Below are 19,124 nucleotides of genomic sequence, written 5' to 3'. Positions count from 1 at the left end.
CTTCTTTAGCAGCCCGCTCGATCGAATAGTTGTCATCTCCGCGCGCCCCCATCTCCCCTGCTTGCGCCGGCAAGGGGCTACGCGTCCTCGCTCCGCCGGTAGCGGGCGCTCCGATAGTGCCACTCACGACTGCCCGCGAGCCACGCCTCGAGACCCACCAGGTACATCCTGAGCTCGGGGGTGGCGAGTGTGGAGAGGTCGCTCGCCTGTTGCTGGAATGCGGCGTAGAGGTCGTTGTGCAGGCGGACACCTAGGACGTGCGCCTCCTCAAAAGAGCAGCCTTCCTCGTGCGCAATCGCCTCGCGCACGCCGAATTGATCGACGCCGGCGTCCTTCTCTTTTTCCGTCGAGACCAGGTCATTGACCAAGACCGAGATCAGGCCTGCCAGCTTCACCGCACGGCGCACCTGGGGGAGAGAATAGAGGTTGTGGGGCAGCTCGTAGCCGTCGATCACATCAATGAGGGTCATACACGGCATGAAGCTATTGATTTGACGGCCGCCCAGGTACTCCCACACCGGGGCGATGTGCTTGTTCGTACGCCAACTGGCTTCCTGGCACATGGCCACGAACAGGCCCAGGTCTTCATGGCGGACCCGGGCCACCTGTTGGGGCGTGGCGTACCTCGCTGTCCGCGCGATGTACTGGCGCAACGCGACCAGGACGGGAGCTGACTGCATGGCGTGGTGCGTGGCCTGGTCGTACTCGCTGGTGAGATAGGGCTCATCCAGGGCAGACATGCACAGAGACAGGTTTCGCCCGACCTGGTCGAGGGAGGCGCCCGATCGGCTGTCGTCGACGTAATAGTCGTCCAAGGCGAACAGCGCGACCATCGACTGCCCGACCAGGAAGAGCCGATCCCGATCGTCTGTATTGGGATGGGTGAGCATTGCATACCGACCGAAGTCACAGGCTTCGAGGTAGTCCAGGTGTCCGGCGTACAGGCCGATGTCCCCGGCCCATGAAACCAGCATCGCGTTGATCTCCTTGCCCAGCGGCTCGTCGATGCGGAACGCAGGCCGTCCATGAAGCTCAGAGTCCGTGCGGGTCCCTGCGTTCCACGAACCGGCCTGGCCCATGGCGTACAGCCTCGCAGCGTGGGTCCCCAGGCCCGACGGGCCACCTAGCAGACGTGCAAGAACGCTTGACGATGCGGTGCTCCTCTGTGTCTGAGCCATGGTGCGTCACAGTCGCATGAAGCCGCGCAGTAAGAAAGTGACCCCGTAGAGGACCGCCGCCAGGCCGTATCCAGGTCGGTCAGCGCTCGCTCGGCGGTCAGCTCGACATCTCGGCCCGCGCTGCGCTCGGGCCCGAGTCGACCCGCGAGCGGTTGCTCGAGCTGCTGATCTCACTGGCGTTCACTGGCGCCGCCATCGTCGACTCGCGGGCGCTGGAGCTGTACGCCAAGCTCCTCGCGACCACGCCGCGCGATCGCTATCGTACGCTGACCGAGCTTGCTCGTGACATCCCGGATCCGATCACACGCATGCGGATCGGCTCGCCGTTCGAGGCGCTGCACGCCGCGGTGCTGGCCGGCGAGCAAGCGCTGACCGACCCGACTTGGCCGCAGGTAGCCTGCGCGCCGCTCGCCATCCGCGCGCCGATTTGAATGTAACGAAACGCCGCGTCCGGGCCTCTTAGTAATATGGGTCTCCCCTTGCGTCGCCTCAATGCGCTCGACGACCAACTCACCGACGCCGAGATCATCTCTCGCGTGCTGAGCGGCGACTCTCGGGCCTTCGAGGATCTCATGCGCCGTCACAACGAGCGGGTGTATCGCGCCGTGCGATCTCGGGTCCAGAACGAGGCCGACGTCGAGGAGGTCATGCAGCGCGCCTATATTGCGGCCTTTCGCGCGCTTGGGGAATTCGAAGGGCGGGCGCGCTTCAGCACGTGGCTCGTGCGCATCGCCCTCAACGAGACCAGCCGCGTCCTGCGGCCCCGCGGCCCCCGCCTCGTCGCGTCCGAGGAGGAGGGCCAGCTCCCGGGGCAGGTCACCGGGGGCGAGGACCCCGAGCGCGCGGCCCACTTCGCTCAGATGGCGACCCTGCTCGAACAGGCGGTGGATCGGCTGCCTGATGCGCTGCGCACCGCCTTCGTGCTCCGGGCCGTGCAGGGGGAGTCGACGCGAGAGGTCGCGCGGACCCTCGGCATCTCACAGGTCGCGGTCCGGGTGCGAGTACATCGGGCGAGGCAGCAGGTGACGCGGCGGCTGCGGGACGTCGCCGGCGGGGCGGTCGAGGAGATGTTCAGGTTCTATGCCCCACGCTGCGATCGGGTGGTCTCTCGAGTGCTCGCAAAGATCGAGAGTCCAAGCGCGATTGATTCGTAACGATCGGGCTTCATCGTGACTCTAAACCGATGACGCTCGAGACCAGACAATCAACGGTATCGAACTCGAGCAAGTGCTGACGAGCTCACTCCCCGAGGAGCGAGTCATGCCGCGGCAGGACCCCCGTTTAGACTCACGCCTCCAAACAAACAAACAAACAAACAAACAAACAAACAAACAAACAAACAAACAAACAACAAGACACACATGAATCACGCACTCAATGTTCAGAATCGCCGGCCTCGTGCCTTCATCGCCCTCGCGCTCGGCAGCCTCGTGTTGCTGGCGTCCTCGACCGTCGAGGCCCGCGCTTGCGGTAGCTCCGCGGCGGACTGGATCGGTACCAACGAAGACGCGCTGTTCGAAGGCACCAACGAGGTCGATCCGAATGGCAGCTCGATCAGCATCGAGTTCGACCAAGGCCGGGCGACGGTGACCACGATGGCTCCGGGGTGGTACGGCGGGTGGGCGTCTCCGGGCCTGCTCACGCTCACGGACACGCTCTACCAGTTCGAGTCGTCGACCACGTCGATCGCCTGGGACAGCCCGAACCAGGGCTACTTCTACGAGCTGTCAAACCCGGTCTGCCAGCCCGGCAGCACGAAGGTCGAGTCGGCCGATCTGTTGATCGGGCGGGACTGGTTTGGCGGCTTCTCCGAGTTCTACGGATCCGGGACGGTGACCCTGCAATAGTCAACGTAGCGAGGCCAACGCGCCCGCGGGGTTTGAGCCTGTGGGGCGCGTTGGCAGCAAGGCCGCGGGTGGTACGCTCCCGCCCATGGCCGGCTTGTTCACCCACCTGTTCGACAGCGAGTACCGTCAGCGCGAAGACATCGACACCTTGCGCCTGGACGCCGAGCTGGACGCCGACAACATTGGCCGCCTCGGCCGCGAGCTGCAGGCAACGACGCAGCGGCTCGATCGCACCGAGCTGGTGCTCGAGGCCATGTTCCTCTACCTCGAGAACCAAGGCCTCATGAACCGCGAGACCCTCGCTCGGCTGGTCCAAGAGGTCGACGAGCTCGACGGCAAGCGCGACGGCCGAGCCCGCGTCAAGCCAACGGATGGCTAGCTAGACCCGAATCAAGCGCTGCGCGCTCGACTCGGGCCTACTATGTCTTCAAGGGGGCTTTCAAAAGCCCCCTCGCTTCGGCGGCGGAGCCCCCTTCGCTCACCCCAAACGCTCGCCTGTCGGCTCGTACTAGCCCCAAATCACTCACCTTTTCCAATTCAGCGCTTGATTTGGGGCTAGACCCGAGCCCGGCGGGTCAGGCGTGGAGGTCGCCCGCGAGCATGTGATCGATCTCGACGTCCTCGGCGGTTTCTTCGCCATCGAGCGCCTCGAGCTCGTCGTCGGTGAACCACCGCTTCAGCGCCAGCCGCAGCGGCACGAGCAGCGCGATCAAGATCGGAAACAACAGCCCGAGCGGGCTGGTCTTGAGCACCCACAGCGCGACCAAGCCACCGAGCTGGATAATCGTGAACAGGTGGATCTTGCGACGCGAGACCCGGCGCAAGTAGTGGGTCTCGGGGTAGAGATTCCTGTCGGTGAACCACAACACGGCGCGGTCAGCCAGCTCGTTGCCCGTGAGGGTCGCAAAGCCCATGTAGAGGAACAGCCCGAACAGCACCGGCATCGGGATCAGCTTGATCAACGGCAGGATCAGGATCGAGCCGGCGATCAGCACGTGGATCATGAAGGGTGAGACCCGGTTCTCGCGGACCGACACGATGCGCTCGCTGATGGCGCCGCCGTCGGCGACGATCTCCGTGGTTGCGAGGCTCTTGACGTGGTTGAGGGCATGTACGGTGGCCGCGACGATCCACGGCAACCCGAAGATCGAGCACACGCCCGTGATCACGCCGACGACCGCGAGATCGAGGTGGAAGCCCGGGCCCTTCTTCAGCTTGTGGCTCTTGGCGTTGACGAGGCGGGTCGAGATGTTCTGATCCAAAAACAGCAGGATCGTGGCGAGGATCGCCGGCCCCACCGCTGCGAAGATCGCCCAGGTCGGGAGCGCCAACAGATCGACCTGCCATGGCCGACCCGTCGTCGTTGACAGGGTCTCGGGGATCGCGGCGACCTCGAGCTCGACGTAGGGGAACAGCAGCGCGAAGCCGGTCATCACACCGATCGCCAGGGCCGGACCAAAGTCCGACACCAGCTCACGCACGCGCCGGTGAAGGAAGGGCGTGTGAAGGAAGCCCTTGAGGCTGCGCGCGATCAGGTAGGTGCCCACCGCCAAGATCAGCGAGAGCAGCCCCGTTGCGACGAGCGAGCCCTCGTCTGTGAAGGCCACGACCACGGACTTCACGGCTTCGACGATGAAGATCACGGCGATCAGCGCGGCGAAGATTTCATCGGTGAAGCGCGTGAAATAGCGCATCAGGAAGCTGGCGTCCGTGATCGCCAACAGCAGCAAGATCAGCCCGGACCACAGCCCGACCCACGCGTAGACCGGCAAGAACGGCAGCCCGAGCTGACCGCAGGTCGTGTACAGCAGCCCCGTGAAGATCACGATTGGCCCGGTGCCGCCGAGGATCGTCAGCGGCTGCCCCGAGAACAGGGCAAACGCGATCCCGCCCGCCGCCGTGGCGACGATCATCTCGAGGGTCCCGATCTCGCCGCCCGTGACCAGCCCGGTCAGACCGCCAAACGCGATCGCGTTGGCGAGGCAGGCGAAGAACAGAAACAGCGTCGAGCCGGCGACCTTGGGGTGCAGCCCGTCGCGCCAGTCACTCAGGTAGTGGGGCAAGCGGCGGCGCAGGTCGTTGCGCAGCCCGCCCGCGAGGCGCCCCGTTCGGGTCATGCCATCGTCTTCACTCAGGTCCAATTGATCTTTTGCCATTGTATTTGCTCCTCCATTCACACGCGTTGGCGATCGCAGGGCCACGAAGGCCATGCGCTACGACTCACTCGAGCTCCCCCCCTCCTCGGAACCGCCGAGCGACGCTCGGGCCAAGGGTTGGGGACTCGGCGACGCGATCGAGAACAAAGATGATCCCGCGCGTCGGCGAGCCAATCAGGTGTGCGCGGCTCGAGGCGGACGAAAGGGTGGCCGGTCATGGCCAAGCCCGAGCGGCGGGTCGCTCATGGAGAACTTGTGCGCGGGCGTCTTGGCGACGGCGGCGACGATCTTCCGTTCGAGGGGAAGGTCATCGTCGTCCTCGCTCGCGACGCGCTCCGCGGTGTCCTTCGGCTCTTCTCCAGCGTCCTGCTCGCTGGTCACCAGCGGCGCGTCCTCGGCGCCGAGCACGTTGGCCCTCAGCGGGATCGCCATGCACAGCAGACACGCGAGCCAGACCACCGCTGAGAGATACACCCGCAAGCCGGGGGATTATTACGGGCTGCGCCGACGGGGAGCAACCCCATGGACTCGTCGTCTTTCGAGCAGATGCGCGAAAACGATGAGATCGAGCCCGAGGTCGACGTGTCCGGGGTGCTCGACGAAGACGACGACTTCGACGGAGGCTGATACTCTCGCCGCCACATGACACCCAGGCGCACTGACGTCCTACCCGTTCTCTTGCTCTGCACACTCGGAGCTTCGGCCTGCGGAGGTGACGACGGCGCGAACACGAGCCAATTCGCTAGCCTCGGCGAGGCCGGATTCGAGAGTGGCGACGGTGACAGCGACACGGGCGACTCAGGTGACGGCGACGGCGACCCAGGTGACGGCGACGGCGACCCCGGTGACGGCGACGGCGACTCGGATCCTTGCGCAGACGTCGACTGCTCCGGCCATGGCGACTGCGTCGTCGTCGCAGGCGAAGCGACCTGTGCGTGCGATCCAGGCTACCTCCCCGACGCCCTCGAGTGCATCGCCTGCCCGTTCGTCGACCCGCAAGACCTCGACTTCGTCATACCCAGCGTCAGCGTCAACGGCGAGGCCACGATCACCGGCGTTCCCCACAACGACTACGACCACGACGCCGTCATCTACCTCGTCGACACCGTCACCCAGGATCGCTTCTTCCTCGCCGACACGGTCGGCGCGTCGTACACCACCCACGTCATCCCCGGCATCTACGACGTCTACTACGACCGCGACAGCGACTTCGGCGACTTCCCGGTCCCCGCCAACAACAACGCCAAGCTCATGACTGGCGTCGACCTCACCCAGTCGACCTCGCTCGACATCGTCGTCAACGGCGTCAGCGTCAGCGGCGAGGCCTCGATCACCGGCGTCCCCCACAACGACTACGACCACGACGCCGTCATCTACCTCGTCGACACCGTCACCCAGGATCGCTTCTTCCTCGCCGACACGGTCGGCGCGTCGTACACCACCCACGTCATCCCCGGCATCTACGACGTCTACTACGACCGCGACAGCGACTTCGGCGACTTCCCGGTCCCCGCCAACAACAACGCCGCGCTCATGTGCGTGCAGATCCGCTGAGGCGGGACCGCTGCAACACGATTCATCGCCACCAGCTCCTGCAATCGCTGGGCAGGCGTGCGTGCGAGGTTAGCCTCGAGCAGGGTCACGTCGATGCCGAAGTCGATGGCCTCTTGCTTCACGTCCCGATCCTAGCGCTGCCGGGGTCTGCTGGGGGGTGAGCTCCTGCAATCGCCAGGCAGGCGTGCGTCATTCGAACGCCGGCTGCGGGCTCGGCTCGTGGCGGCGTGCTGCGAAGCGCTCTGCGTCTGCTGCGATCGTCTCGTCATCGAGGTCCCGTACCTCGGCCGATGGCTGGCGAACGGGCGGAAACTACACCAACGGTCAGTGAACGCTACATCTCGGAGTCGACAGGCCCCTGGGTCGCAAACACGACCCGCAGCCCAGGCTCTCCAACCATCACCAGCAGGTCATTCGAGAACATCACGTTGGCGACATCGAGCTGCCTCCCCGGCGACCAGCTCTCGGGGGGCGCGACGTCGTGCCAGCGAGCATCCGTGTCTCGATACAACAGCGCGTCACCGACACGAACCCATAGCCCACCTCGCTCGTCGGGCCACATGGTCTCGGGTGGCTCCGCGCTCGCGGGCAGGGCCTCGAGGCTCCATCCGTGCTCGGGATCGTAGTGGAGCAGGTGGGGCGCGCAGGCTTCTGCGTGGACCAGGATCGAGTGGCCTTCGTCACCTCGTGGCACGTCGGCCGGGACCGTCCAGCTGCCCAAAGTCGCCGCTCGCAGCCGTGGGAGGCAGCGAGCGCGAGCGCGAGCCACAGGGGTCTCAGTTGCGATGGCCGGAGCATGAAGCAAAACATCAGATCAGTCCGAGCCCGCGCCGTCGACCAGCGCCCGGATCTCGCGTGCCCATGCGTCGAGGTTGTCGCCGCTGTCGGTCAGCGCGACGCCGAGCGAGCGCCCCACTCGCCCCAGCGCCTGCTCGAGCGCCTGCCGGGCCTTGCGGAGCCGCGTGCGGATCGTGCCCTCGGGGACGGCGTAGAGCTCGGCCAGCGCAGGCCCGCCGAGCTCCTCCCAGTAGTAGAGCTCGAGCAGGATCTGGTCTTCGACGGGCAGCCGCCGCAGCGCCTCGAGCAGCGCGCGATCACGCTGGCGTCGGGCGATGATCGTCGTGCCGCCCACGAACAGATCCGCGACCGAGCTGACGTCGAAGTCGAGCTTGTCGTGCTTGCGCGCGCGGGTTCGGTAGTGGTGAAGGAGCACGTTGCGGGCGACGCCGAGCAAGAACGGCGCGAACCGGGCGTCGTCGCGCAGCTGATCGCAGCGCTCGAGGCAGGTCAGCATGGTCTGCTGGATCAGGTCGTAGATCTCATCGCCAACCTTGTTCTTGAAGAAGCGCGCGAGCCGGGCGTAGTGCCGGTCGAACAGCTGCGAGCCGGCCCGGGTATCACCGTCCCGCCAAGCTGCGAGGAGCGCGGCGTCTGGGGTCACGCGGGCAGGATAGCGCAATCGAAGCGCTTCAATTGCCCCGGACCGGCCAGGAACCGTTCGCGCGCGTGGGCAAGGCCACGTCCCAGTCGCTACAGCGAGAGATCTCGGAGATCAGCCGAGCTCTCGGCGGACGTCTGCTCCGATGGAGACTTCCTGACTCGGTTCCATTCGTCGCGACGCTGTCTCGAATCTGGCCATCGACTGTCCGATTTTCGGACACCGCAGAGCCACAGGTTCCATGCAAAGCTCCACACGAATACGGCGACATTGCCAAGGAGGACACAATGGGAAAATGGAAGAAGCTGAAGAAGACCGCGAACAAGACCGTGGATAAGGCCGAGGATGTGGCCAAGGACGCGGGCAAGGTCGTCGACGACGCCTCTAAGTCAGTCGGCAAGTCAGCCGGCAAGTCCGTCGGCAAGCAGTACAACGCGGCGACCGGGGCGCTAGTGGGCGATCTCGACGAGGCGTTCGACTACAACCCGGGCGAGTACAAGTCGGCGGTAAAGTACGCCGGGAAGAAGTTCAAGCAGGGCGCCGACTGGATCGAGGATCTAGCCCAGGATGCCATTCAGGCGGCCTACCAAGACGCCTATCGGAAGTATCTCGAAGAGTACATCGAGATCGTGCTGCTGCTCGGCGAGGCAACCCACGAGATCTGCAAGAGTCCTGACAACGTGATCGGGGGCCTGCGCGATGTCCTCGTCGACGGAGAGTTCTCCGAGGCCGAGACGGGGCTGCTCGAGATGCTCGATCACAAGCTCGTCCAAAAGGCGATCGTGAAGGGTCACAAGATGTTCGGCACCTGCTTCATCATGGCCGTCGACGTCTCTGTCGGCCTGAGTGGCAGTCACGTCGCTGTGGGCGGCGGCGGCTCGGTCGGCGTCGTGCAGCTGCTCGATAACCACGTGCGGCACAAGTACAAGTCCGCGGTGTTCACCGCCGGGGGCTTCTCGGCCGGGCTCACAACCTCCAAGGATCCGTCCCTGGGCGTCGAGGTTGGCGTCAGCATGGGCTTCTTGTCGAAGGACCCCACCAACATCAAAGGGTGGTTCGTCGACGGCTGCGGCTCGGGCAGCTTCGAGCACGGCTCCTACGGCCTGACCCTGTCGTGGGCGCCACCAAGCAAGAAGGCGCCGTACGTGTATCCCGCTCCGGTCGCCGGCGTCTGTCGGTTTGCGCTGGGCAAGGGCACCGGAAAGTACACGGGCCCGGACATCACGGCGACGATCGGGGCCAGCTATACGAAGATCATTCAGAAGATCAAATCCGAGGTCTACGAGGGCTGAGCTCCGATCGCCCCCATGTTTGGCTGCGGAGGTGATCGCGGTCGAGCTGGGATCGTCTACCCGCGCAGCCCGGTTCGTGCTTGCAGGCCTTCTCGTCTCGAGCCTCATGTTCGGCTCGGTCGCGGCGGGCCTGCGAACTTGGTTTCGGGCGACTGGGTCTACTTCACTGGCCACCCCAACTATTCAGTGGATTTGGCCTCTACTCCAGCACGTCGCAGACCAAGACTCATGAGTCGATCAGGCGGTCATTGCTCCTGGCCGCAACAAACGCGCACGGGCGGGCCAACAGCACCGCTCCCCCGCCCAAACTCGAGGAGATCCCGGGTCTGGATCGCTAGAGCGCCGATCAGTTTGGAGTCGCGTCGTCAGGTGCGTCTGGGGCCGTTCCTGCCTAGGAGCGAGGCCGAAGCTGTATCCGGCATACTGCGAGCGCCGAGTCGACAACGGCAGGAGCGGCCCCAGATGTGCCTGGCGTCGTGAATTCAAACTGGTCGGTGCTCTAGCAGGTGGCAATATGGGCAAGGCGATGGTGTCGTCAGGATCGAGGTTGAAGCCCGAGGTCGGTTGGCGTGGGTGCCGCCATGACTCGAAGTCGACGCGCTGCTCTCGCATCTCACAGCTCCCCCGTAAACTCCGCCACATCGTCGCAGTGGGCCAACGATGCGCCGTGGGCCGCCGCAAGCCCGCGCCCGGGCAAGAGAGCGCGATCGAAGTTTTTTCAATTGCCCCAACCCCAGCCGGGAACAGGTCAAATGAGGCCCAAGACCCATGCAGACACGAACACATGACGCCGCGGCGTGCGATCATCGCCACCGGAGCTCCAACGCGGGATCCATGCAGCAAGAGACAACAGCGCGCGGCACAGTCCGGGACTTGGGAGCGTCGCTCGGCCGCCAGCTGCTGCGCCAGCGGATGTTCCCCGGCGAGACCCCGGTCGAGTCGATCGGTCGCTACGTGGTCCTGCGCTTCGTCGGCGCGGGTGGGATGGGCCAGGTGTTCGCGGCCTACGACCCCACGCTGGACCGCAAGGTCGCGATCAAGCTGCTACCCACCACCTTTGGCAATGATCTCGACCAGCGAACCCGGCTGCTGCGCGAGGCCCAGGCCCTGGCCAAGCTCTCGCACCCCAACGTCGTCCAGGTCTACGAGGCCGGCGAGCACGAGGGCCAGGTCTACGTGGTCATGGAGTTCGTCGAGGGCCAGACCCTGGCCGAGTGGACCGCGGGCGAGCAGGCCGCGGGCGCGCGCCCCAGCGCTCACTCGATCCTCGACAAGTACGTTCAGGCTGGCCGCGGGCTGGCGGCCGCGCACGAGGCTGGGCTGGTCCACCGTGACTTCAAGCCCTCGAACGTGATCGTCGACGACCAAGGCTGCGCGCGCGTGCTGGACTTTGGTCTGGTCGCCGGAACAGGCGAAGCTGCACAGATCGGCCTGGTCGCAGACGCGAGCACGCAGACGCGGGCGCTCGACGTGGAGCTGACGACGACGGGGACCTTGCTCGGCACGCCGGCGTACATGGCCCCAGAGCAATTCGCAGGCGCCAGGGTCGACGCGCGCACGGATCAGTTTGGGTTTTGTGTGGCGCTGTTCGAGGCGCTGACGGGGTCGCGCCCGTTCGCGGGCGACAGCGTCGCGGAGCTGAGCGTCAACGTCAGCGAGGGGCGACGCGGCGCGCCGATCACCGCGAGGGTCCGGTCGCGTCGGCTCGCGCGGGCGCTCAATCGCGGGCTCGCGGCGGACCCGGATCAGCGCTGGGCAACGATGCAGGCCCTGCTCGACGCGCTGCAGCCTCGCGCGCGCTGGCAGCTCGCGGCCGCGACCGCGGCGGTGGTCGTGCCGATCGTCGCAATTGGGGGCTTGGCGATGATCGATGACTACGAGCAGCAGCTCGACGCCCAGGCCGACGTGATCGCGAGCGAGGCCGAGCGCGCGGATCGTCTGGCGTTCGAGCGCGGCGTCCTCGACCAAGCTGGGCGCGCCAACGAGATTCAGATCGCCGCGCGCACACCCGGCCGCGAGCTCGAGGCGCTCGCGCTCGGCGTGGAGTTGCTCGGCGCGGTGGGTGACGACCCCGCCGATGTCCCCCAGGTCGCCGTGCAGGGGCTCGCGTCGGCGCTGACGTCGGTCGTGCCCGTCGCTGACCTCGCGTCGTCGCAGCGCCTGGTCGCGTCGGTCCAGTTCTCGGCCGACGGCTCGCGGCTGGTGACGACGCCCTCGCACCCGAAGCGCGGGGTTGAGCGCGAGCAAGCCGCTGCGCCTGCGGGCGTGCTCGAGGTCTGGTCGACCCAGCCCGCGCAGGTGCTGCATACGATCGAGCTTGGCGAGCTCGACGTTGGCTCGCACGCGCCGGCGATCAGCCCCGACGGCCGCGTGGTCGCGGTCAGCTCGGCTCGGCGCTGCGTCGTGTTCGAGCTCGAAGCCGGCGAGCGGGCCGCCGAGCAGGTCCACGCGCTCGACGGGTGCACGGATCCGGCGTTCTCGACCGACGGTCAGACCCTCTTCGCCCAGCTCCCCTGCCCCGACGAAGCCGACGCGAGCACCTGCGGCGTGGCAGCGTGGGGGATCGACGACGGCGCCCAGCGATGGTCTCGGTCGATCCCGGACTTCGCGGGCGCGATGCTGGTCCACCCCGACGGCGAGCGCCTGATCGTTCACTCCGCCCAGGGCAGCAGCGCGGCGATCGAGCTGCTCGCTACCGCCACCGGCGAGCGCGAGGCCCTGCTCCCGCGCCAGGGCGCGCACCCCAACCCCGCGCTCGCCAACTCGACCCGGTCCGGCCACGTGACCTTGTCGGGCGATGGACGCAAGCTCGCCTCGGTCGAGGCCGACCGCGACGCGCTGGTGATCTGGGACCTCGAGACCCGCGAGGGCACGCAGATCGATCTCGAGCCTGCGACCTGGGGGTGGTTCTTCAGCCTGCCGCTGCTGTCCCACGACGGCAGCGAGCTGATGCTGCAAGGCCGCGGCGCTGGCCTGACGGTGTTCGACGTGGACGCGGGCCGGTTGAGCTACATGCAATCCAGCGGCTCGGCCCAGGGCGTCGCGCTGCCGCATGGCTGGCTGGCGGTCAGCGAGGGCGAGTGGTTCGAGCGACCGAACACCCGCCCACGCCAGGCCGCGGCGGAGGCCGAGGCGCTCGTCGCCAGCCGTGATGGCCGCTTCGTCGCGTCGGTGGCCAACGGCAGCGCGCGGCTGTGGAGCCCCGCGCCGCACCTCGAGCTTGACCGCTTCGTCGCGCCAGAGCGCGAGACCATCCGGGCGTTCTCCGACGAGGTGGTCGTGACCCAGATCCGCTACGGCGCGATCCAAGTGTACCCGCGCGCCGGGGCCAGCACGCCAAGCGTGGTCGACAGCAAGTACGAGGGCACCCAGCCGCTCGGCTTTGCGACCGACCGACCCACGCGCGTGGCCTACGAGGCGGATCAGCACTACGAGGTCCTCGAGCTCGGCGCGGCCGACCCGGTGTGTCGGATCGACGCCCGCGACAGCGAAGGCTGGGCGCTGAGCCCCGATGGCTTGGTGTTCGCTAGCCTCGACGGGGCGGGCGTCGTGCAGATCTGGGACATCGACACCTGCCGCGCGCGCGAGCACTTCACCGTTCCCGAGGCCAAGGGCCAAGGCGAGATGCGGCTGCACTTGCGCTCTGATGGCGCGCTGCGGCTCCGCACGACCCTCGGCCTCAACGTCATCCGCGACGCATCAGGCCAGACCTTCCGCGTTGACGAGCAGTGCCCCAGCGAGGACGCCGGCTGGTCGCAGCTCTCGCCCGACGGCCGACTGCTGCTGTCGTCTTGCAACGGACTCGCGACCGAGCACAACCCCGGCCAACTGTGGGACACGGCGAGCGGCGGGCTGATCCGCGAGCTCGACCTACGCGGCTACGACCGCGAGCCGCAGCTGTCCAGCGACGGGCAGCTGATCCTGATCAACGCTGGCCCCCGCGAGATCGCGGTGCTGCGGCTCGCCGATGGCCGCGAGCTGTTCCGGGTCCCCGGCCGGCTGTCGCCGACGCGCCCGGCCAAGACCCGCGCGAGCGAGCACGGGCTGGTCCTCGAGATCGTCGGCGACGACGGCGGACTGGTGACGCTGCCACTGAGCGTGCCGGGTCTGGTCGATGCAGCCTGCAAGCTGCTCGCGCGCTCCGAGCTGGCCGAACGAGCAGCGCCGCACTGCCGCGGCTGAGCCCGTGTCCGCGCCGCCGGGGAAAATCCATGGCGGCGCGCCCGCCTACCACTGTTACGATCTGCTGCGGCCCCAGGGCCTCGATTGGGTATCGAATGACTGACCGAAAAAACTCGAAGCTGGGCATCTTGGCCCTCGTCGCCGTCATCCTGGGTCTGGCCGGGTGGTGGGTCTCCCGCGGCCCGACCCCAGACCCCAGCGCGGGCGCCGACGAAGCCAGCCCGAGTCAGCTGCTCGAGCGCGCGAACGCGGCGAAACAGCGCGGGCCGATCGACAGCACCACCAAGCTGCTGGGCGCGGACAAGGCCGTGATCTCGGGGACGATCCGCGACGAGCGAGGCCAAGCGATCGCCGGCGCCAACGTGTGCGCGTGGGCGGATCAAGCGAGCCTGCGCGGCGCCGGAGACGGGCGCCCGCGCTGCGCCTTGTCCGAGCACGACGGCCACTATCGCCTCGAGCAGCTGTGGCCGGTCGAGACCTCGATCACCGCGAGCGCCCCCGAGTTTCGGCCTGGGCACTGGAGCGAGCGCGTAGACGGGCAGCGGCGCGATGAATTGCGCCTCGCGCCGGGCCAGGAGCGGCGCGAGGTCGACGTCACCCTCGAGGGTGGCGGCGTGGCTGTCCGCGGGGTCGTCAAGGACATCAGCGGTGGCGTCATCGACGGTGCGCTGGTCAGCGCGAGCCGGGGCTGGCGATTCAACTCGGCGGCCCGGGCGGTTGCGCTCAGTGATGACGAGGGGCGCTTCGAGGTGTGGGTTGAGCCGGGCGAGACCTACCTGACCGCCCAAGCTCAGGGCTACGCGGCCTCGGGCACCAGCAGCGCCGCGCCGACCGAGCTGGCGCAGATCTTCATGACCCCCGAGTCGACGATCAGCGGCACGGTCGTCCACGCCCAGACCGGCGCGCCGGTGCCGGGCGCCACTGTCGTCACGCGCGCGCCTCGGTTTCAATCCAGCGGCGGCGGCAGTGGCAACGCGATCACCAACGACGAGGGCCAGTTCCGCATCACCGGGCTCGAGCCTGGCATCTATGATCTGGTCGCAACCACGGACGAGCTCTACGGTGAGACTGTCGAGCAGATCCACCTTGGCCTCGCGCAGGACGCCGAAGACACGCTGGTGACCGCCCACCCGGCGGTCTCGCTGACGGGCAAGATCGTCATCGCCGAGACCGGACAGCCATGCCCCGAGGGCCGGGTCAGCCTCGAGGCCAAGGAGCTGCGCCAGACCGGCCCCGTCGACGCGCAGGGCGGCGTGCTCGTGCGCGCGCTGCTGCCTGGCGAGTACGAGGTCCAGATCCGCTGTGACGGCTACACGCCCGAGGAGAGCTACGAGCCGATCGTCGTCGCGGACCAAGACCTGGTCGACTTCGAGTGGCGCGTCCACACCGGCCTCGCGATCCGTGGCGTCGTCGTTGACAGCAACGGCAACGGCCTCCCGCACGTCAACGTCCGCGGCCGGCCCAAACCCAAGCCCGGCGAAGATCCCCGCGGCCAGCGAACCTCGAGCTGGGGCAGCGAGACCGAGGCCGACGGCGCCTTCGAGCTGCGCGGGTTGCTGGCGGGCAACTATGAGCTGACGGTCGGCGGCGCCGACTACCCTGGCCTCGACGAGCCAGAGATCGTCGAGCTTGGCGAAGCCGCCGACCTCGAAGGCGTGCGCTTGGTGCTGCCCGCGACGGGGCGCTTGGTCGGCATCGTCCGCGATGAGTCCGGCGTGGGCGTGGCCGGCGTCTCGGTCTCGGTCAACCCGGTCGACAGCTGGTCACGCGAGACCGCGCGCACCGGAGACGACGGCCGGTTTGTGTTCGAGCGGCTCCTGACCGGCAGCGCCCGCGTCCGCGCCCAGATCGATTGGTTCAGCGACCTGCGCGCGCCCGGGACCTCCGACGATGACGTTCAAGGCGAGGTCGTCGAGATCGTGCAAGGCCGCGACGCCGAGATCGAGCTGGTCGTCGAGGGTCGCGACGGGACGATCAGCGGCCAGGTGGTCGACAGTGACGGCGCCCCCGTGACCGACGCGTTCATTGACGCCACCCGGGTCTCGGACAGCGCCGCGGCAGGGTCGTCGCGCTCGCGCGGCTCGCTGCGTTGGGGCTGGGATCGCAAGCCCGTGCTCAGCGATCACGACGGCGGCTTCGAGCTGCGCGAGCTGTCCGAGGGCACCTACATGCTCCGGGCCTACCGCAAAGGTGGCGGCGAGGCGATCGTCGAGGGCGTCGAGCTGGGCTCGAGCGGCGTGGTGCTGACGATCGTCGAGACCGGACAGATCGCGGGCAAGGTCGTGTTCGCGGACGGGCAGATCAGCCCGGAGCGCTTCGAGGTTCAGGTCACCAACAAGGCCGCCGCGCTCTCGCGTGGGGACGCCTTCTTTCGGACCCAGGGCGCGTTCGCCATGCGCGAGCTGCCCCCAGGCACCTACGAGATCAACGTCTCTGCGACCGGCGGTTCGGCCGCGACGACCGTCGAGCTCGCGCCCGGGGCGTCGATCGATGACCTGACGATCGAGCTGCAGGCCAAGATCACCGTCAAGGGCCGACTGATCGACGCAGACACCCGCGCGCCAGTGGCTGGCTACCGCGTCAACGTCAACGCTCGCAACGGCGCGCCGTCGTTCCGCTTCGACTCGCCGGGCGAGAACAAGGACGTGAGCGACAGCGATGGCCGCTTCGAGCTCGAGGACGTCCCAACCGGAGCGGTCGACGTGATGATCATGTATCGCGACTTCACCGCCGACTCCGACTATGACTGGAGCCGTCGCAGCCTTCGGCTGGCCGCCAAGCCCCTCGTGCAGGATCTTGGCGAGATCGAGCTGATCGCGTCGCGGCTTGGGCAGCGAGAGACCGGCGGTGACCTGGGCTTCAAGACCAAGTCGACCGGCCCCGAGGTCGAGCCCGAGGACGAGTACTTCGAGGTCGCGGTGATCCGACCGGGCGGCCCCGCCGACCAGAGCGGGCTTGCAGCTGGCGATCGCATCACCGAGGTCGATGGCCGCGGCGTCACAGGACTCGACAGCCACCGCTTCAACAAGCTGACCCGCGCCCCGCCCGGCACCAAGATTCAGCTGACGATCGAGGGAAAGCCGGCAGTCACAATCGTGCTTGGCCCCCCAGTGGAGTGGTGATTGGTTTGGAAACGGTTGCAAAGGTGTTATTGAACACCTTCGAATGCCCCGGCCCGACTACTATGAGCTCCTCGGCGTCGGCCCAGAGGCCGACACAGATGAGGTTCTGCGGGCCTACCAACGAGAACTCGCGAATCGCGACCCCGACACGCCAGACCCCGCGCGTGCGCGACTGGTCGACGCGGCGTTTGCCGTGCTGAGCGATCCCGTCGCGCGCGCCGAATACGACGCCACCTGCGTCGGCCACGATCTGATCGACGAGACAGCCGCGGCGATCACCAAGGTCGGTCCGCCGGTCTTGGGGCCGGGCGGCCAGCCGCTCGGGCCCCGCGACCGCGAGCTGCTCGACGATCTGCGGCGCAAGGCCGCAGCCGCCCGGCGAGCCCGCAAGAAGTCCTGATCCGCCTGCTGGCATGCGAAGGCCGCGGTTTGCGTGTACCGTCGTCGTCGAGACCTTGGCCGCCGTGAACCACCGCCAGGACGTCGTCACCCACGCAGTGCAACGCGCGCGGGCGCTGGGCCTGGCGTCAACGCGGGCCCACAAGAAGCAGTGGGGGCAGTTCTTCAGCCCCGCGGCGCTCGGCGTGTTCATGGCGAGCTTGGTCGAGCTCGACCCACACGACGGCGAGGTCCTGCGAATCCTGGATCCGGGCGCGGGGACCGGGGTCATGGGCCTGAGCTTGGCCACGCGGGTGCTCGAGCAACACCCAGGCCGGCGCGTCGAGCTGGTCGCGGTCGAGTCCGAGCCCACGGCGCGCGCGCAGCTCGAGCGCAGCTTGGCGCTCGCGGGCGAGCTGCTGGGGTCGCGGTTCTCGAGCAAAGTGCTGAACGAAGACGTGCTCGAGCTGCAGGATCGGCCGGTCGGGCGGTTTCACGTCGCGATTGGCAATCCGCCCTACTACAAGCTGCCGCCCTCGGATCCGCGGGGGGGTGACGCGCCAAACATCTACGCCCGCTTCATGGAGGTCGCCAGCGCGCTGCTGCACCCGGGCGGCGCGCTGTGCTTCGTGGTCCCGCGCAGCTTCGCGTCTGGCTGGTACTTTCGGCGGTTTCGCGCGCGCTTTCACCAGAAGATGCAGCTGCGCCGCGTCCACGTATTCGATTCGCGCGCAGACGCGTTTCGCGGCGACGCGGTGCTGCAAGAGAACATTGTGGTCGTGTACGCCAACCACGCTGCGGCGCGACCTGAAGTCACGATCTCTCGCTCGCGAGGGCTGCGCGATCTGGCCGCGCTCACCTGCCTGCGGGCGCCCGCGCGGGACGTGATCGGCGAGCGCGACGACGCGGTGGTCTCGCTGCCGACGAGCCCAGACGAGCTCGAATTGTTGCAAGCGGTGCGCGGGTGGCCGAACGTGTTGGCGGATCTGGGCCTGCAAGTGTCGACCGGTCCAATCGTGCCATTTCGCTCCACGCAACATCTTCGGCGCGCGCGCGGGCGGACCACGGTGCCATTGTTGTGGTTACAGCACGTATCTGCGAATGGCGTGACCTGGCCGCTGGGCCGGCAGTTTCGCAAGCACGAGCACGTCTGCAGGTCGATCGGGCCAGCCCGGCTGCTCCCCAATCAAAACTATGTATTGCTGCGTCGATTCTCGGCAAAAGAAGACGCCCACCGGATCACGGCGGCGGCCCACTTGGCCAGTGAGCTCGAGTGCCCGGTGTTCGGGCTCGAGAATCACGTCAACTTCGTGCACCGCCCTGGGGGGATGACAGAGCACGAGGTGATCGGCTTGGCGGCGCTGCTCGGCTCGAAGACGATCGATGCCTACTTTCGGATCTCGAGCGGCAACACCCAGGTCTCGGCGGCGGAGCTGCGATCGCTCCCGCTGCCTGGGTTGCCGGTGATCGAGGCGATCGCCCAGGCGGTGGCGCAGTCCCGCAAACACCCGGCTGCCCCGCTCGAGCGCTCCGAGCGGCTCGAGTCGATCGAGTCGACCGAGACGATCGACTCGATCATCGCTGACAGCCTGCGCAACCAATCCAGCGCGCTCGGGCCCACCGCGCTCGGGCGCGCGAGCTGAGCCGGCCATGCGCGTCGCCATCGTTGCTTGGGTCTCGCGTCGGTGCTGAGCAGCGCCGGCTGTACCCGCGAGCCCGCCCCTTGGTGCTGCTCCGGCCGACACCGCCCGCGAGCAGGTCGACCACCACCAACGACAGCCCCGTGGGCGGGGCACCTACGTGCTCGACGACGTCCAAGCCTGCGCGCTCTCGAAGTCGTAGCCCGGCCCCACCACGTGTAAATCGAGCAATTCCCCACCCGCTCGACCCGCACGGAGCAGGGTCCAGCGCAGGTTGAGCCCGCCTGCATGGCCCAAGTGCGAAACTTTCTGTGGAGGTCTAGACTCCCGGCGAGCC

Annotated in this window: 15 protein-coding genes; 10 read left to right on the top strand and 5 right to left on the bottom strand. The window is 67.5% G+C overall.

The features are described 5' to 3' along the window. Nucleotides 1–77: 77 nt before the first annotated feature. The gene (locus DB30_RS32480; protein ID WP_052556387.1) at nucleotides 78–1,079 is read right to left on the bottom strand and encodes a terpene synthase family protein; all 1,002 of its coding nucleotides are present in this window, start codon (nucleotides 1,077–1,079) and stop codon (nucleotides 78–80) included. Between the two features lie 251 nt (nucleotides 1,080–1,330). Between DB30_RS32480 and DB30_RS32475 the strand changes: the two genes are divergently transcribed. The 4 genes from DB30_RS32475 (at nucleotide 1,331) to DB30_RS32460 (ending at nucleotide 3,404) form a co-directional block, all read left to right on the top strand. Beyond that, nucleotides 1,331–1,609, top strand: coding sequence for a hypothetical protein (locus tag DB30_RS32475; protein ID WP_052556385.1), 279 nt, complete (start codon nucleotides 1,331–1,333; stop codon nucleotides 1,607–1,609). Between the two features lie 48 nt (nucleotides 1,610–1,657). Further along, complete coding sequence (locus DB30_RS32470; protein ID WP_240480383.1) at nucleotides 1,658–2,332, top strand: RNA polymerase sigma factor; 675 nt, start codon at nucleotides 1,658–1,660, stop codon at nucleotides 2,330–2,332. A 207-nt stretch (nucleotides 2,333–2,539) separates the two neighbouring features. After that, complete coding sequence (locus tag DB30_RS32465) at nucleotides 2,540–3,025, top strand: hypothetical protein (RefSeq protein ID WP_146661617.1); 486 nt, start codon at nucleotides 2,540–2,542, stop codon at nucleotides 3,023–3,025. Between the two features lie 85 nt (nucleotides 3,026–3,110). Further along, nucleotides 3,111–3,404: a hypothetical protein gene (locus tag DB30_RS32460; RefSeq protein WP_146661615.1), complete on the top strand. Its 294-nt coding sequence runs from the start codon at nucleotides 3,111–3,113 to the stop codon at nucleotides 3,402–3,404. A gap of 196 nt (nucleotides 3,405–3,600) precedes the next feature. Here DB30_RS32460 and DB30_RS32455 read toward each other — a convergent pair whose 3' ends face one another. Together DB30_RS32455 and DB30_RS32450 are read right to left on the bottom strand one after the other, a co-directional pair. After that, nucleotides 3,601–5,181, bottom strand: coding sequence for a sodium bicarbonate transporter family protein (locus tag DB30_RS32455; RefSeq protein ID WP_146661614.1), 1,581 nt, complete (start codon nucleotides 5,179–5,181; stop codon nucleotides 3,601–3,603). Nucleotides 5,182–5,355: 174 nt separating this feature from the next. Beyond that, a complete protein-coding gene (locus DB30_RS32450) occupies nucleotides 5,356–5,640 on the bottom strand; it encodes a hypothetical protein (RefSeq protein WP_146661612.1) in 285 nt (94 codons plus the stop codon). Between the two features lie 219 nt (nucleotides 5,641–5,859). On the opposite strand from DB30_RS32450, the gene DB30_RS32445 reads away from it, so the two are divergent. Beyond that, complete coding sequence (locus DB30_RS32445) at nucleotides 5,860–6,735, top strand: calcium-binding EGF-like domain-containing protein (protein ID WP_052556374.1); 876 nt, start codon at nucleotides 5,860–5,862, stop codon at nucleotides 6,733–6,735. A 334-nt stretch (nucleotides 6,736–7,069) separates the two neighbouring features. Here DB30_RS32445 and DB30_RS32440 read toward each other — a convergent pair whose 3' ends face one another. Both DB30_RS32440 and DB30_RS32435 read right to left on the bottom strand, forming a co-directional pair. Further along, on the bottom strand, nucleotides 7,070–7,429 hold the full coding sequence (locus DB30_RS32440) for a hypothetical protein (RefSeq protein WP_146661609.1): 360 nt from the start codon (nucleotides 7,427–7,429) through the stop codon (nucleotides 7,070–7,072). A gap of 120 nt (nucleotides 7,430–7,549) precedes the next feature. Beyond that, entirely contained in the window at nucleotides 7,550–8,176 is a 627-nt protein-coding gene (locus DB30_RS32435) for an RNA polymerase sigma factor (RefSeq protein WP_052556372.1), read from the bottom strand. A gap of 284 nt (nucleotides 8,177–8,460) precedes the next feature. Between DB30_RS32435 and DB30_RS32430 the strand changes: the two genes are divergently transcribed. From DB30_RS32430 to DB30_RS32410, 5 genes are all read left to right on the top strand, one after another. Further along, nucleotides 8,461–9,465, top strand: coding sequence for a hypothetical protein (locus tag DB30_RS32430; RefSeq protein WP_052556370.1), 1,005 nt, complete (start codon nucleotides 8,461–8,463; stop codon nucleotides 9,463–9,465). Between the two features lie 873 nt (nucleotides 9,466–10,338). Then, entirely contained in the window at nucleotides 10,339–13,647 is a 3,309-nt protein-coding gene (locus DB30_RS32425) for a WD40 repeat domain-containing serine/threonine protein kinase (protein WP_165704056.1), read from the top strand. A 95-nt stretch (nucleotides 13,648–13,742) separates the two neighbouring features. After that, nucleotides 13,743–16,769, top strand: a complete 3,027-nt coding sequence (locus DB30_RS32420; protein ID WP_052556367.1) for a carboxypeptidase regulatory-like domain-containing protein — start codon at nucleotides 13,743–13,745, stop codon at nucleotides 16,767–16,769. 43 nt (nucleotides 16,770–16,812) lie between these two features. Further along, nucleotides 16,813–17,169 (top strand): DnaJ domain-containing protein, encoded by a 357-nt coding sequence (locus DB30_RS32415; protein ID WP_052556364.1) that lies wholly within the window; start codon nucleotides 16,813–16,815, stop codon nucleotides 17,167–17,169. A gap of 13 nt (nucleotides 17,170–17,182) precedes the next feature. Further along, nucleotides 17,183–18,790: an Eco57I restriction-modification methylase domain-containing protein gene (locus tag DB30_RS32410; protein WP_052556362.1), complete on the top strand. Its 1,608-nt coding sequence runs from the start codon at nucleotides 17,183–17,185 to the stop codon at nucleotides 18,788–18,790. The last annotated feature ends 334 nt before the right edge of the window (nucleotides 18,791–19,124 follow it).

Origin of the sequence: Enhygromyxa salina (assembly GCF_000737335.2) — a bacterium.
In the GTDB taxonomy this organism is placed as follows: domain Bacteria; phylum Myxococcota_A; class Polyangia; order Nannocystales; family Nannocystaceae; genus Plesiocystis; species Plesiocystis salina_C.
Note: the sequence above shows the minus strand (reverse complement) of the source record. Positions and strands in the feature narration are given on the sequence as shown.

Excerpts from the sequence above, each read along its gene's own strand:
- DB30_RS32480 (WP_052556387.1), bottom strand. The coding sequence starts at position 1,079 with ATGGGCCAGGCCGGTTCGTGGAACGCAGGGACCCGCACGGACTCTGAG.
- DB30_RS32465 (WP_146661617.1), top strand. The coding sequence starts at position 2,540 with ATGAATCACGCACTCAATGTTCAGAATCGCCGGCCTCGTGCCTTCATC.
- DB30_RS32460 (WP_146661615.1), top strand. The coding sequence starts at position 3,111 with ATGGCCGGCTTGTTCACCCACCTGTTCGACAGCGAGTACCGTCAGCGC.
- DB30_RS32455 (WP_146661614.1), bottom strand. The coding sequence starts at position 5,181 with ATGGCAAAAGATCAATTGGACCTGAGTGAAGACGATGGCATGACCCGA.
- DB30_RS32430 (WP_052556370.1), top strand. The coding sequence starts at position 8,461 with ATGGGAAAATGGAAGAAGCTGAAGAAGACCGCGAACAAGACCGTGGAT.
- DB30_RS32420 (WP_052556367.1), top strand. The coding sequence starts at position 13,743 with ATGACTGACCGAAAAAACTCGAAGCTGGGCATCTTGGCCCTCGTCGCC.
- DB30_RS32415 (WP_052556364.1), top strand. The coding sequence starts at position 16,813 with ATGCCCCGGCCCGACTACTATGAGCTCCTCGGCGTCGGCCCAGAGGCC.
- DB30_RS32410 (WP_052556362.1), top strand. The coding sequence starts at position 17,183 with ATGCGAAGGCCGCGGTTTGCGTGTACCGTCGTCGTCGAGACCTTGGCC.